The sequence below is a fragment of the Pseudomonas tolaasii NCPPB 2192 genome (assembly GCF_002813445.1).
Lineage (GTDB): Bacteria > Pseudomonadota > Gammaproteobacteria > Pseudomonadales > Pseudomonadaceae > Aquipseudomonas > Aquipseudomonas tolaasii.
The window spans coordinates 660,255-673,685 of record NZ_PHHD01000001.1; the positions used below are offsets into that span (position 1 = coordinate 660,255).

The 13,431-nt window shown below is 61.9% G+C and carries 12 protein-coding genes; 7 read left to right on the top strand and 5 right to left on the bottom strand.

Annotated elements, in window-relative coordinates:
- Positions 1–219: 219 nt before the first annotated feature.
- Together ATI14_RS03015 and ATI14_RS03020 are read left to right on the top strand one after the other, a co-directional pair.
- The gene (locus tag ATI14_RS03015; RefSeq protein WP_003194418.1) at positions 220–699 is read left to right on the top strand and encodes an Lrp/AsnC family transcriptional regulator; all 480 of its coding nucleotides are present in this window, start codon (positions 220–222) and stop codon (positions 697–699) included.
- A gap of 176 nt (positions 700–875) precedes the next feature.
- On the top strand, positions 876–1,085 hold the full coding sequence (locus ATI14_RS03020) for a DUF2788 domain-containing protein (RefSeq protein ID WP_025999909.1): 210 nt from the start codon (positions 876–878) through the stop codon (positions 1,083–1,085).
- Here ATI14_RS03020 and ATI14_RS03025 read toward each other — a convergent pair.
- The 4 genes from ATI14_RS03025 to ATI14_RS03040 form a co-directional block, all read right to left on the bottom strand.
- Entirely contained in the window at positions 1,080–1,715 is a 636-nt protein-coding gene (locus tag ATI14_RS03025) for a pseudouridine synthase (RefSeq protein ID WP_026082984.1), read from the bottom strand. The two genes, ATI14_RS03020 and ATI14_RS03025, sit on opposite strands and share 6 nt — an antisense overlap.
- Before the next feature lie 70 nt (positions 1,716–1,785).
- On the bottom strand, positions 1,786–3,285 hold the full coding sequence (amn, locus tag ATI14_RS03030) for an AMP nucleosidase (RefSeq protein ID WP_177006809.1): 1,500 nt from the start codon (positions 3,283–3,285) through the stop codon (positions 1,786–1,788).
- 171 nt (positions 3,286–3,456) lie between these two features.
- Positions 3,457–5,106 (bottom strand): acyl-CoA dehydrogenase family protein, encoded by a 1,650-nt coding sequence (locus ATI14_RS03035; protein WP_016973894.1) that lies wholly within the window; start codon positions 5,104–5,106, stop codon positions 3,457–3,459.
- Positions 5,107–5,174: 68 nt separating this feature from the next.
- Positions 5,175–7,565 (bottom strand): hybrid sensor histidine kinase/response regulator, encoded by a 2,391-nt coding sequence (locus ATI14_RS03040; RefSeq protein ID WP_016973895.1) that lies wholly within the window; start codon positions 7,563–7,565, stop codon positions 5,175–5,177.
- Positions 7,566–7,852: 287 nt separating this feature from the next.
- Between ATI14_RS03040 and ATI14_RS03045 the strand changes: the two genes are divergently transcribed.
- The 4 genes from ATI14_RS03045 (at position 7,853) to ATI14_RS03060 (ending at position 11,378) form a co-directional block, all read left to right on the top strand.
- Positions 7,853–8,650, top strand: coding sequence for a hydroxymethylpyrimidine/phosphomethylpyrimidine kinase (locus ATI14_RS03045; protein WP_016973896.1), 798 nt, complete (start codon positions 7,853–7,855; stop codon positions 8,648–8,650).
- Positions 8,651–8,673: 23 nt separating this feature from the next.
- Positions 8,674–9,297, top strand: coding sequence for a thiamine phosphate synthase (thiE, locus tag ATI14_RS03050; protein WP_016973897.1), 624 nt, complete (start codon positions 8,674–8,676; stop codon positions 9,295–9,297).
- A 17-nt stretch (positions 9,298–9,314) separates the two neighbouring features.
- Complete coding sequence (gene hemL, locus ATI14_RS03055; protein ID WP_080520287.1) at positions 9,315–10,598, top strand: glutamate-1-semialdehyde 2,1-aminomutase; 1,284 nt, start codon at positions 9,315–9,317, stop codon at positions 10,596–10,598.
- A 225-nt stretch (positions 10,599–10,823) separates the two neighbouring features.
- Complete coding sequence (locus ATI14_RS03060; protein ID WP_016973899.1) at positions 10,824–11,378, top strand: tetratricopeptide repeat protein; 555 nt, start codon at positions 10,824–10,826, stop codon at positions 11,376–11,378.
- 128 nt (positions 11,379–11,506) lie between these two features.
- On the opposite strand, the gene ATI14_RS03065 is transcribed toward ATI14_RS03060, so the two are convergent.
- Entirely contained in the window at positions 11,507–11,833 is a 327-nt protein-coding gene (locus ATI14_RS03065; RefSeq protein ID WP_003194436.1) for a DUF1820 family protein, read from the bottom strand.
- Positions 11,834–11,964: 131 nt separating this feature from the next.
- Between ATI14_RS03065 and miaB the strand changes: the two genes are divergently transcribed.
- A complete protein-coding gene (gene miaB / locus ATI14_RS03070; RefSeq protein WP_016973900.1) occupies positions 11,965–13,293 on the top strand; it encodes a tRNA (N6-isopentenyl adenosine(37)-C2)-methylthiotransferase MiaB in 1,329 nt (442 codons plus the stop codon).
- Positions 13,294–13,431: the final 138 nt, after the last annotated feature.

The window sequence follows — 13,431 nt, forward strand, 5'->3', positions numbered from 1 at the left end:
CAGCCTGGAGGCCGGCTCAACCCTGCTGGGGCGGCGGCCGCAGCGGGCCTGATTGGGCGGGCTGCAGTGGACTGTTTGTCCAGGCGGTGATTCTGTTGATAACGATACCCGCCCACGCCCGACAGATGATTGCGAAGATTGCGTCAATAAACAGTGCTTGCGCAATTTTTAACCCTTCATGGATAATTCACCGCAATAGTTACGACAAAGGCCAACCCAATGAGCAAGCTTGACCGATACGACCTGAGTATTTTGGCGGAATTGCAGCGTGACGCGAGGATCTCCAATCAGGAGCTGGCCGAGCGCATCGGCCTGTCGCCATCGCCCTGCTCGCGCCGGGTCAAGCAGTTGGAAGACGACGGCTACATTGCGCGCCAGGTGGCGTTGCTCGATCGCAAGATGCTCGGCCTGAGCCTTACGGCCTATGTGCTGATCGGTATGGACCGCCACACCCCCGAGCGTTTCGAGAATTTCGAAGCCGCCATCCGCACCCTGCCCCAGGTGCTGGAGTGCAGCCTGGTGACGGGGATGGACGCTGACTATCAGTTGAAAGTGGTGGTGCCGGACATGGACCACTACCAGAAACTGCTGCTGGGCCATCTGACCCGCATTGAAGGCGTGACCAGCGTGCGTTCAAGCTTTGTGCTGAACCAGGTGCTCAACAGCACTGAACTGCCCCTGACTCACCTGCGTACTTAAATGTGGGAGCTGGCTTGCCTGCGATGCAGGCAACCCGGTCTTTCAGCCATACCGAGGTGATGCGATCGCAGGCAAGCCAGCTCCCACATTGACCGCAACCGACTCAGGTCAATGTGACGTGATGGAAGCTGCCTTATACTTGCCCGCCTGCCCTGCCGGAAAAAACCATGAACAATATCGACCCCGCCCTCTTTGAAGAATGGATGATGACCGGCCTGGTCACTATCCTGATCATTTTCATGGGCTTTATCGTCTGGGACCTGGCGAAAAAGTCCAAGGCCGGGCGCTTTGGCTCGTTCATCCTGTTTTTCGTGCTGGGGCTGGGCGTGGCCGCGTTCATCATCAAGAGCGTGGTGATCGGCCTGATCGAGTCCGGGGCTTTATAAGCGCGCCGGCACTTCCTTCCACTGGCCTTGATCCAGGCCGTCGATTGACCACTCGCCAATACGCACGCGCACCAGGCGCAAGGTTGGCAAGCCCACTGCCGCCGTCATGCGCCGCACCTGGCGGTTACGCCCTTCACGAATCACCAGTTCAAGCCAGTGGGTGGGCACACTTTTGCGAAATCGCACGGGTGGGTTACGCGGCCACAGTTCGGGTTCGTCCAGTTGCCGCGCCTCGGCGGGCAAGGTCCTGCCGTCATTGAGCTCAACGCCGTCGCGCAAGCGCTGCAACTGTTCTTCAGTCGGCTCGCCTTCCACTTGCACCCAATAGGTCTTGGCCAGCTTGTGCTTGGGGTCGGCAATGCGCGCCTGCAACTGGCCATCGTTGGTCAACAGCAACAGGCCTTCGCTGTCACGGTCCAGACGACCGGCCGGGTAGATGCCGGGGATGTCGATAAAATCCTTGAGGGTCGCGCGGCCGCCTTCGTCGCTGAACTGGGTCAACACGTCGAAGGGTTTATTGAACAGCACGAGCTTCGGCTCGGCCGGCGGCGCCTTGGCGACACGACGGGCGGAAGACTGCGCAGGTTTCACGCCGGGGCGGCGCGAATCGGGACGGGGGGGACGGGACATGGCTTCGTACATCTAAAGGTCAGGACCGACAATGCTAGTGGCCTGACCGCTAAATGACCATCCCGACCGCTTAGCGGAACGGCGGCTCGTCGAAACTGCGCAGTTTGCGCGAGTGCAGCGAGTTAAGTTCGGTGCGCAACAAATCCACCGCCTCGATGCCGATTTTCAAGTGCTGGCTGACCGCACGCTCATAGAACGCGTTGGCCGAGCCGGGCAGCTTGATTTCGCTGTGCAATGGTTTGTCCGACACACACAACAACGTGCCGTACGGTACGCGCAAGCGATAACCCTGGGCAGCAATGGTGCCGCTTTCCATATCCACGGCCACCGCGCGGGACAGGTTGATCAGCGGCCGCTCCTGGGCCCAGCGCAGTTCCCAGTTGCGGTCGTCGTAGGTCAGCACGGTGCCGGTGCGCAGGCGTTTTTTCAGCTCTTCGCCTTTTTCGCCGGTGACGTTGGCCGCCGCTTGTTGCAGTGCGAGTTGCACCTCGGCCAGCGCCGGAATCGGAATGTTCGGCGGTACCACGCGGTCCAGAATCCCGTCGCGGCGCATGTAGGCGTGGGCCAGCACGTAGTCGCCGATGGTCTGGGATTGGCGCAGGCCGCCGCAGTGGCCGATCATCAGCCAGCAATGCGGGCGCAGTACGGCCAGGTGGTCGGTGATGTTCTTGGCGTTGGACGGGCCGACACCGATGTTCACCAGGGTCACGCCATGGCCGTCAGCCGCCTGCAGGTGATAGGCCGGCATCTGATAACGGTGCCAGACCACACCCGCCGCAATGGCAGACGCTTCGCCGTGGTCCATGCTCTTGTCGATCACCACGTTGCCCGGCAGCACCATGCGGATAAAGCGCGGGTCGCTGCGCAGTTGTTCCAGGCCATGCAGGATGAACTGGTCGACGTAGCGGTGGTAGTTGGTCAGCAGAATCCACGGCTGCACATGGCGCCAGTCGCTGCCGGTGTAGTGCACCAGGCGGCGCAGGGAAAAGTCCACGCGGGCTGCGTCGAACAGCGCCAGCGGCAGCGGGTCGGTGTTTTCCCAATCGTAGAGGCCATCGGCGATGCCATCAGTGGCGGCCGACAGGTCGGTGCTCGGGAACACGCGGGCCAGGGTCGCGGCGGTCACGCCGGAACCCGCCAGTTCATCACCCTGCTCCACCACGTACGGGTATGGAATGTTCTGTTGGCTGACGCCCACTTCCACCGTCACGGTGAAGTCGTGCATCAGCGGCACCAACTGCTCCAGCAGGTATTTACGGAAGGCGGCGGGATGGGTGACGGTCACGCTGTAGGTGCCCGGCAGTTGAACCTTGGCATACGCCCGGGTGGTCTGTGGGACTTCGCCGTGGCAGTGGTAGGTCAGGCGCAGTTCCGGGTAACGAAACAGCGCGCGTTGCTCGGCGTCGGGTTCGACGCGGTCTTTCAGGTAGCGCTTGAGGGCTTGGTTGAGCGCGCCGGTGGCACGCTCATGCAGCGCCGCCAGCCGGTCCACGGCTTCTTCGGCGGTTTTGACGACAACAAAAGCTTCGGTCACGGTAAGCATCCTGTGTTCTGACGTGCAGGCCTTCATCTTGCCTGTATCCCTGTCAGACGCAAACTTTGAATTGGAGTGCCCACTCAAGATGGATGCAATCCTGTGGGAGTCGGGCTTGCCCGCGATGGCGGTGGATCAGTCAGCAATGATGTGGCTGATGGACCGCTATCGCAGGCAAGCCAGCTCCCACATTTTGACCACCTGTACTCAGAGGGTTGGGGTTGAGCGGGCGACGATGGCTTCTACATCAACCCCGCGCGGTAAGGTGCCATACACCCGGCCGGACGCGTCGCCCAAGCGGCTGGCGATAAACCCGTCACTCACCGCCGCGTTCCCCGCCTCCAGCAACAGTTTGGCCTGCAACGCCACGGCGATGTCTTCGGTCAACTGCCGTGCGCGGTACTGAATGTCTTGGGTGTCCATAAACGCAGACTTCAGCTGTTCGATATGCCGCGCCAGTTGCCTGTCACCATGCCCGTCGCCCAGTTCGGCAAACAACGCCTCCAGCACGCCCGGCTCTTTCGACAGGGCGCGCAGCACGTCCAGACATTGCACGTTGCCGGAACCTTCCCACGTCGAATTCACCGGTGCCTCACGGTACAGGCGCGGCAGGATGCTGTCCTCGACGTATCCGGCACCGCCCATGCATTCGGCGGCTTCGTTGATCATCGCCGGCGCGCGTTTGCAGATCCAATACTTGCCCACTGCCGTGACCAGCCGTGCGAACTTGGCTTCCTGTTCGTGATCGAGATGGTCCAGCGCGCGCCCCATGCGCATGCTCAGCGCCAGCGCGGCTTCGCTTTCCAGGGCCAGGTCGGCCAGCACGTTTTGCATCAAGGGCTGTTCACTGAGTACACGGCCCCCCACCAAACGATGGGCGCAATGATGGCTGGCCTGGGTCAACGCCTGGCGCATCAGGGCGCTGGAGCCGACCATGCAGTCAAAACGGGTCATGGCGACCATCTCGATAATCGTCGGTACACCACGGCCTTCCTCGCCGATCATCCAGGCCAGGGCACCGCGAAACTCCACTTCGCTGGACGCGTTGGAGCAGTTGCCGAGCTTGTTTTTCAGGCGCTGGATGTAGAACTCGTTGCGCGTGTCATCCGGGCGATGCCTTGGCAGCAGGAAACAGGTCAGGCCCTTGTCGGTCTGGGCCAGAGTCAGGAACGCGTCGCACATCGGCGCCGAACAGAACCACTTGTGGCCCACCAGTTCATAGGCTTGCCCCGGCCCGCCCGCACCCACGGGGTAGGCGCGGGTGGTGTTGGCGCGCACGTCGGTGCCGCCCTGTTTCTCGGTCATGGCCATGCCGATAGTGGCACCCGCTTTGTGGGCGATGCCAACGTTACGCGGGTCGTATTCGGTATTGAGGATTTTCGGCAACCAGGCATCCGCCAGGTCCGGCTGCAAACGCAGTGCCGGTACGCAGGCAAAGGTCATGGTCAGCGGGCAACCCGTGCCGGCCTCGGCCTGGCTGTGCAGGTAGGTCATGGCGGCGCGGGCCACGTGGGCGCCGGGCTGCGGATGGGCCCACGGCAGCGACGGCAGGCCGTGTTCTACGGCAGTGCGCATCAGCTCGTGGTAGGCCGGGTGAAATTCAACCAAATCGATGCGATGCCCATACCGGTCATGGCTGCTGAACACCGGCTTGTTCTCATTCGCCAGGAACCCGGCTGCCATTAACGGCCCACCGGCCAGCGCACCATAGGTATCGATGCGCGCCTGCGCCCAGCCGGCGCCGAAACGGCGCGACCAGTCTTGCAGCGGCAAGTCGATGCGGTACAGGTTGGTGCCGTCCAGGGACGGTGGCTGGTTGGTAACGTCGTGGGTTTCGGCAAACTGATGCAGGTTCATGACGGGCCTCCAGAAAAAAGGCCACGTGCGGTTGAGGCCTGAATTTCAGTTAAGCACCGTCATCCGGCTTAAAAAAGTGGCATACGCGCCGAATGCTCGGCGCTTTTGCCCTCTGTCGGAGTCAAAAGCTGGCGCTCCAGCGCCCCCTGCAAGGCGTCGAAACGGACGGGTTTTGCCAGACGTTCGGTCACACCTACGCCATGGCAACGCTCACGCTCGGGCACCTGCAAGGAGGCGCTCAGGGCGATCACCGGCAACTCGCCGCAGCCGGGCAGTGCACGAATCTGACAGCACAACGAGAAACCGCCTTCAGGTAGATCGAGTAAAACCGCATCGAAGGTTTCACTCTGCAAACTCGCCAGCGCGGCCGGGCCGCAGTCCACGGTTCTGACCCGGTAACCCAACTTGAGCAGCATGCCGCGCACGGCCAGTTGGCCGACGCTGTTGTCGTCCACCAGCAACACCGAGCATTCCTGCGGCGAGCGCTGCCGGCTGGGGGCTAGCTTGGGCTCTGACGGCGCCAGGGTGACGCTCACTTCCAACTGGAAGCGGCTGCCCTTGCGTGGTTCGGAATGATGGGTGAGGCGCCCGCCGAGCAATTCGATCAGTTGCCGGCAAATCGCCAGGCCAATGCCCAAGCCGCCGTATTCGCGGGTCATCGAGCCGTCGACCTGGAAGAAACGCTGATACAACGTGGCCTCGTCGAGGAAGGCGAAGCCGATACCGGTGTCGGTCACGATAAAACTCAAGCGCAACGAGCCGTCGCTGTGGGGCACACCCACCACGCGCAGGCGCACGGCGCCGTCGTGGGTGAATTTGAAGGCATTGTCGAGCAGGCAATCCAGGCATTGGCTGAGTTTGCCGGCGTCACCGATCACGCGGTCCGGCAGTTCGCCTGCCACGTCGATGGAAAACGCCAGCCCCTTGCTTTGGGCGCTGCTGCTGAATTGCTGGCGCAAGGCGTCGAGGGTGCCGCGCAGGCTGAATACTTCGGGCTGTGCGCTGAGGCGCCCGGCTTGCAACTCGGTGAGCGTGAGGATGCCGTTGACCATGCGCATCATATCCCGCGCCGAGCCGGCGGCGGTTTGCTGGTATTGCGCCAGGTCATCGTCCAGCGGCACGGTTTGCATCAATTCAAGGGAGCCGATCACGCCATTCATTGGCGTGCGCAGTTCGTGGGTCAGGGTGGCGAGGAACTCGTCCTTGAGCCGGTTGCTGCGGGCGAGTTGTTGGTTGAGCACTTCGAGCTTCTGGCTGGCGTCGAACAGAATCTGCGCCTGTTGCTCGCGCATGCCGTTGATGCGGTCGGCCAGTGCCAGGGACAACAGCGCCACTTCAATCGCCGAGCCGATCTGGCTGGCGTACATGGTGAGGAACATATTGGGCAGGTAACCCAGCACCATCATCGTGTTGACCACCCCGCCGAGCAGGAACGCCGACCAGGCGATGATGAAATACCGTGCCATGCGCTGCCCGCAATACCAGGCTTTGATGGCGGCGACGAAGATGGTCACGGTGAACACCAGCGCCAGGCCGGTGGCCAGACGCAACGCCACGGCGTAACTGGTGAGCAACGCCAGCACCATCACGACCGCGCCACCGGCTGCCAGCCCCAGCAGAATCCGGTCCAGCCAGCGGCTGTGTTGTGCGGTGTGCAGGAAACTGCGCGCAAACAGGCTGCCAAACAGCGCCGCCGAACCGATCAGGAACGGCACCGCCGCGTTGGCCCACCACGGGTTGTTCGGCCAGAAGTGCTCGACCGCCACGCCATTGACCGACAGCTGATACAGCCCGAACGAGGCGATGTAGAGGATGTAATAGAGGTAACTGGTGTCGCGTACGCTCAGATAGATGAACAGGTTGTAGATCAGCATCCCCAGCAACACGCCGTAGATGGCGCCCAGCACATAGAGGCGCAGCGGCTGTTCTTCAAGGTAGGCGGTGCCGGACCAGAGAGTCAGCGGGGCCTGGATCGAGCCTTCGCTCTGCAGGCGCAGGTACACCGTTTCCTGCTGGTCGGGCACGAAGTTGAGTTTGAACAGGTAGTTGCTCTGGCGCACTTCGCGGCTGGAAAACGGCAAGGTGCTGCCGGTGCGGGTGGTCAGGCGATAGTTGCCGGCGCTGTCACGCTGGTAAAGGTCCAGCCGATTCAGCGGCGGGTAGGCCAGCTCCAGAAACCAGGTGCGTGGCGCGCGTGGGTCTGCGGCGACGTAATGCAGATCGAGCTTGAGCCAGAACACCGAGCGCGAATAACCAGCGTTGAGGGTGGCCTTGTCATGGGTCTTGAAGTAGGCCGCGTAGGCCGGGGAGCTGACGTCGCCGATGGTCAACGCGTCGGTGGGGTCCTCGAGTACCTGCATGACACGTCCCAAGGGCAGGCTTCGAGTGCTCTGATCAAACTCGATGGCGCTGGCGAGCATCGGCAGCCCGCACAATATAAAGATCAGCAAATAGCGCATAGAGCCCCAGCGTGGCCTGTCCGGTTATGTCAAAAGCCCCCCATTCCTTTTGAGATGACGTACACCGGCGATACATTAAGTTGTTTGGATCCACTCTAGCATAGCCGGTAGAGGCCATTAGACACCATTGAAATAAATTTTTGAAAGGCTCTAGAACGGTACTTTCAGCGCTTTTTCAGGCCAGGCTTCATGGCGTTAAATCGTGCCAGGGGGCTCACCGCTGCGCGCAAAATTCCCCTGGTGCCCGGCAGCCACGCCAAAAGCGTTTGGTGGTAAGCTCGCGCACCATGAATATCTACAGCTCTCGCCCCGTTGTCCTCTGTCTCTCCGGCCACGACCCCAGTGGTGGCGCCGGCCTGCAGGCAGATATCGAAGCGCTGCTCGCCCAAGGCTGTCATGCGGCCCCGGCCGTCACCGCCCTGACCGTGCAGAACACCGTCAATGTCAGCGATTTCCGCGTGCTCGACCGCGAGTGGGTGCTGGCCCAGGCCAATGCCGTGCTCGGCGACTCCGAGGTGGCGGCGGTCAAGCTGGGCATGCTCGGCTCCACCGCGATGGTCGATACCGTGGTCGAACTGCTGCAGGCGCACCCGCACCTGCCGGTGGTGTGCGACCCGGTGCTGCGCGCCGGCGGCGGTGGCAGCCTGGGCAAGGATGAGGTCGGCTATGCGATGCGCGAGCGGCTGTTGCCGTTGTCGCTGATCGCCACCCCGAACCTGCCCGAAGCGCGCATCCTGGCTGAGTTGCCCGAGGGCACCGCCGACGAGTGCGCCGACAAGCTGTTGCCATTTATCAAGCACCTGTTGATCACCGGCGGCCATGGCGATGAGCATGAAGTGCACAACCGCCTGTACAGCCGCGACGGCACGCGCCAGACCTTTACCTGCCAGCGCCTGCCCGGCAGTTACCACGGTTCGGGCTGCACGCTGGCCAGCGCATTGGCCGGTCGGCTCGCCCAGGGTGAAGGGCTGGTCAGCGCCGTGCAGTCGGCACTCAACTACACTTGGCGCACCCTGCGTGACGCCGAACAACTCGGCCAGGGCCAGTTTGTACCGCGCCGGTTGCCGCTGGATTTCTGTTCGTAAGACCAAGCCAAGGGGCCTGCCCGATGAAATTACGTGGCCTGTATGCCATTACCGACAGTCAGCTGTTGGCCGGCAAATTCCTCGCCTACGTCGAAGCGGCGCTGGACGGTGGCGTGACCCTGTTGCAGTACCGCGACAAAAGCAGCGACGAGGCCCGCCGTCTGCGCGAAGCCGAAAAGCTGCGTGAACTGTGCGCGCGCTACAAAACCCAGCTGATTATCAATGATGACGCCGAACTGGCCGCGCGCCTGGGCGTCGGCGTGCACCTGGGCCAGACTGACGGCCCACTCACGCCCGCCCGCGCGCTGCTCGGCTCCAAAGCCATCATCGGTGCCACCTGCCACAGCCAGATCGAACTGGCCGAACAGGCCGCCAAAGAAGGCGCCAGCTATGTCGCCTTCGGCCGCTTTTTCAACTCCAGCACCAAGCCCGGTGCGCCCGCCGCCACCGTCGACATGCTGGCCGAAGCCCGCACGCGGTTGCAGTTGCCCATCTGCGTGATCGGCGGCGTCACCCTGGAAAACGCCGAACCGCTGGTGGCCCACGGCGCCGACCTGCTCGCCGTGGTGCACGGCCTGTTCGGCGCCGATAGCACTCAGGAAGTCACGCGCCGCGCACGTGCCTTCAACGCCCTACTCAAGATTTGATTTAAGAGAGCCCCATCATGTCCCGTTCCGAAACGCTGTTTGCCAATGCCCAGAAACACATCCCCGGCGGTGTGAACTCCCCCGTGCGTGCGTTCAAGAGCGTGGGCGGTACGCCGCTGTTCTTCAAGCATGCCGAAGGCGCCTACGTCACCGACGAAGATGACAAGCGTTACGTGGACTACGTGGGCTCCTGGGGCCCGATGATCCTCGGCCACAGCCACCCGGACGTGCTGGACGCGGTGCGCAAGCAACTGGAGCACGGCTTGTCCTACGGCGCACCGACCGCCATGGAAACCGAAATGGCGGATCTGGTCTGCTCGATCGTGCCGTCGATGGAAATGGTGCGCATGGTCAGCTCCGGCACTGAAGCCACCATGAGCGCAATCCGCCTGGCCCGTGGTTTCACTGGCCGCGACAGCATCATCAAGTTCGAAGGCTGCTACCACGGTCACTCCGACAGCCTGCTGGTGAGAGCCGGTTCCGGCCTGCTGACCCAGGGCGTGCCGAGCTCGGCGGGCGTTCCGGCGGCGTTCGCCAAACACACCCTGACCCTGCCGTTCAACGATATCGCCGCCGTCGAGCAGATGCTCAATGAAGTGGGCCAGGACGTAGCGTGCATCATCGTCGAGCCGGTGGCCGGCAACATGAACTGCGTGCCACCGGCGCCGGGTTTCCTTGAAGGCCTGCGCGAGCAATGCGACAAGCACGGCGTGGTGCTGATTTTTGACGAGGTGATGACCGGTTTCCGCGTGGCCCTCGGCGGCGCCCAGGCGCACTACGGCGTGACGCCGGACCTGAGCACCTTCGGCAAGATCATCGGCGGCGGCATGCCGGTGGGCTGCTTCGGCGGCAAGCGTGAAATCATGCAGCACATCGCGCCGCTGGGCCCGGTGTACCAGGCAGGTACCCTGTCGGGTAACCCGTTGGCCATGGCCGCGGGCCTGACCACTCTGCGCCTGATCAGCCGCCCGGGCTTTCACGCAGAGCTGACCGATTACACCACGCGCCTGCTCGACGGCCTGCAACAACGCGCCGATGCGGCCGGCATCCCGTTTGTCACCACCCAGGCGGGCGGCATGTTCGGCCTGTACTTCAGCGGCGCCGACGACATCGTTACCTTTGATGACGTGATGGGCAGCGACGCCGACCTGTTCAAACGCTTCTTCCACCTGATGCTGGAAGGCGGCGTGTACCTGGCACCGAGCGCCTTTGAAGCCGGCTTCACTTCGATCGCCCATGGCGAAGCCGAGTTGAAACTGACCCTGGATGCTGCCGAACGCGCCTTCGCGGCCCTGAAATAAGGGGCACGGATTCTGGCGCTGCCTTGGGCGGCGTCGGAATTTGCTACTTTGCTTACAGAGATTTCCTGCATTTTTCGAGAAATCACCTGCAATCCGGCAGATAACTTGCCCACGCAGCAGAAAAACGAGTAAAGACTTTGTAAGCAGAGGCCTGCTTATTTCATAATGCGCGCTTATTGGACTCCCCGAGGGTCCGCGTGCCCCGTCAGAGGTAAGTCGATTCCCATGAAACGCACCGGCCGCACCCTGGTTCTGGGCTGCCTGTTGCTCCTTCAGCCGCTGCTGGCACATGCACAAGCAGGCGGCAACTCGTTGTTAATCCCAGCGATGGGTCGTTGCACCCTCAATACCCAGCCAGACAGCCAGGCCGAAGCCCTGAGCGCGTGCCAGAAACAGGCCGAAAGCGGGGATGCGCAGGCGCAATACGAGTTGGGTGAGTACTTCCACGACAGTAAAAACCCCGCCCGCGACCTCAACAAAGCCTTGAGCTACTTCGAGAAAGCCTCGCTGCAGGGCCATGCGCAAGCGCAATTCCAGTTGGGCAACATGTTCTTCAAAGGCGAAGGCGTGCCGGCCAACAACGTGCAGGCGTACATCGTGCTGAAGATGGCGGCGGTAAACGGCGCCGAAGACGCGCTGGACACGGCCGATGAAGTGGCCGAGCACATGCAGCGGGATGAATTGGAAGTGGCGACCCAGGTGCTGGGGCAGATTTTCCGCAATTACCTGCAGGAATTGCAGAGTGCCGACGGGCGTTCGCCTTTTTCACCCCTGCCCTGAACTCAGCTAACCCCTTCTGTTGCTATCGCAGGCAAGCCAGCTCCCACACTTGACCGAGTTCCAACTTTGGAATGCAGTCAAATGTGGGAGCTGGCTTGCCTGCGATGAGGCCAGCTCAATCCAAAACCTTACTTCTCAGGCATCGGCATCGGAAACGGCATCACATTGCTGGTGCCACGCGCCTCGCTGATTTTCGGCGTGCCCAGGCGCTCCACTTCATCGATGCGCACAATCGAATGCATCGGCACAAAGCTGCGCACCACGCCTTCGAACTGCGCCTTGAGCTTTTCTTCGCCCGGGTCGACGACCAACTGGGTGCGCTCGCCAAAGACGAACTCTTCCACTTCCAGAAAGCCCCACAGATCACTTTGATAGATCTGCTTGGCGTACATTTCGAACACCTGGCCCTGGTTGAGGAAAATCACCTTGTAGATTGGAGCTTCACGTTTGGTCATGGTGGGCGAATAACACATCGGGGATATAAAAGAGGGCGCGAACTATAGCATGGCACCCGATGCACAACGCTAGGAACCAATGGGCATGCCCCCTATAATGCGCGGTTCTTTACCACCAGTTGACGATTCCCATGGCCAAGAAGCTCTATATCGAAACCCACGGTTGCCAGATGAACGAGTACGACAGCTCGCGCATGGTCGACTTGCTGGGCGAACACCAGGCCCTGGAAGTCACCGCCCGCGCCGAAGATGCCGACGTTATCCTGCTCAATACCTGCTCGATCCGCGAACGGGCCCAGGACCGTGTGTACTCCCAGCTGGGCCGCTGGCGGGAATTGAAACTGGCCAACCCGGAGATGGTGATCGCCGTCGGCGGTTGCGTGGCCAGCCAGGAAGGCGCCGCGATCCGCGACCGTGCGCCCTACGTTGACGTGGTGTTCGGCCCGCAGACCCTGCACCGCCTGCCGGAAATGATCGACGCTGCACGCGTTACCAAGCTGCCGCAGGTGGACGTGTCGTTCCCGGAAATCGAAAAATTCGACCACTTGCCCGAGCCGCGTATCGATGGGCCGAGCGCTTATGTGTCGGTGATGGAAGGCTGCAGCAAGTACTGCACCTTCTGCGTGGTGCCTTACACACGCGGTGAAGAAGTCAGCCGGCCGTTTGACGATGTGCTGTCGGAAATCATCCACCTGGCTGAAAACGGCGTGCGCGAAGTTACCCTGCTGGGCCAGAACGTCAACGGCTATCGCGGCCAGACCGAAGACGGCCGCCTCGCCGACCTGGCGGAGCTGATCCGCGTGGTCGCCGCCGTGGATGGCATCGAGCGCATTCGCTACACCACCTCGCACCCGCTGGAGTTCTCCGACAGCCTGATCCAGGCCCACGCCGAAGTGCCGGAGCTGGTCAAACACCTGCATTTGCCGGTGCAATCAGGCTCGGACCGCATTCTGGCGGCGATGAAGCGCAACCACACCGCCCTGGAATACAAATCCAAACTGCGCAAATTGCGCGCAGCGGTGCCGGGTATCTGCATCAGCTCGGACTTTATCGTCGGTTTCCCCGGCGAAACCGAGAAAGATTTCGAGCAGACCATGAAGCTGATCGAGGACGTCGGTTTCGACTTCTCCTATTCCTTCGTCTACAGCCAGCGCCCAGGCACGCCTGCCGCTGATCTCGCGGACGAAACCCCGGAAGCACTTAAAAAAGAGCGTCTGAACGCGTTGCAACACCGCCTGAACCAGCAAGGCTTCGAGATCAGCCGACAAATGGTCGGCTCGATCCAGCGCATTCTGGTCACCGACTATTCGAAAAAGGACCCGGGCGAGCTGCAAGGCCGTACCGAGAACAACCGAATCGTCAACTTCCGCTGCGACAATCCCACCCTGATCGGCCAGTTTGCCGATGTGCACATCGATGCGGCGCAACCGCACTCGCTGCGCGGGTCGCTGGTTAACTGATCAGATTGCCTGGATGAAGACCAAACTGTGGGAGCTGGCTTGCCTGCGATAGCGGTGGGTCAGTTAGCTCAACTGGCACTGATACACCGCTATCGCAGGCAAGCCAGCTCCCACAGTGGATCTTCGTGGTTCTTGAGA

Excerpts from the sequence above, each read along its gene's own strand:
- ATI14_RS03015 (WP_003194418.1), top strand. The coding sequence starts at position 220 with ATGAGCAAGCTTGACCGATACGACCTGAGTATTTTGGCGGAATTGCAG.
- ATI14_RS03025 (WP_026082984.1), bottom strand. The coding sequence starts at position 1,715 with ATGTCCCGTCCCCCCCGTCCCGATTCGCGCCGCCCCGGCGTGAAACCT.
- amn (WP_177006809.1), bottom strand. The coding sequence starts at position 3,285 with ATGAAGGCCTGCACGTCAGAACACAGGATGCTTACCGTGACCGAAGCT.
- ATI14_RS03035 (WP_016973894.1), bottom strand. The coding sequence starts at position 5,106 with ATGAACCTGCATCAGTTTGCCGAAACCCACGACGTTACCAACCAGCCA.
- ATI14_RS03040 (WP_016973895.1), bottom strand. The coding sequence starts at position 7,565 with ATGCGCTATTTGCTGATCTTTATATTGTGCGGGCTGCCGATGCTCGCC.
- ATI14_RS03045 (WP_016973896.1), top strand. The coding sequence starts at position 7,853 with ATGAATATCTACAGCTCTCGCCCCGTTGTCCTCTGTCTCTCCGGCCAC.
- thiE (WP_016973897.1), top strand. The coding sequence starts at position 8,674 with ATGAAATTACGTGGCCTGTATGCCATTACCGACAGTCAGCTGTTGGCC.
- hemL (WP_080520287.1), top strand. The coding sequence starts at position 9,315 with ATGTCCCGTTCCGAAACGCTGTTTGCCAATGCCCAGAAACACATCCCC.
- ATI14_RS03060 (WP_016973899.1), top strand. The coding sequence starts at position 10,824 with ATGAAACGCACCGGCCGCACCCTGGTTCTGGGCTGCCTGTTGCTCCTT.
- ATI14_RS03065 (WP_003194436.1), bottom strand. The coding sequence starts at position 11,833 with ATGACCAAACGTGAAGCTCCAATCTACAAGGTGATTTTCCTCAACCAG.
- miaB (WP_016973900.1), top strand. The coding sequence starts at position 11,965 with ATGGCCAAGAAGCTCTATATCGAAACCCACGGTTGCCAGATGAACGAG.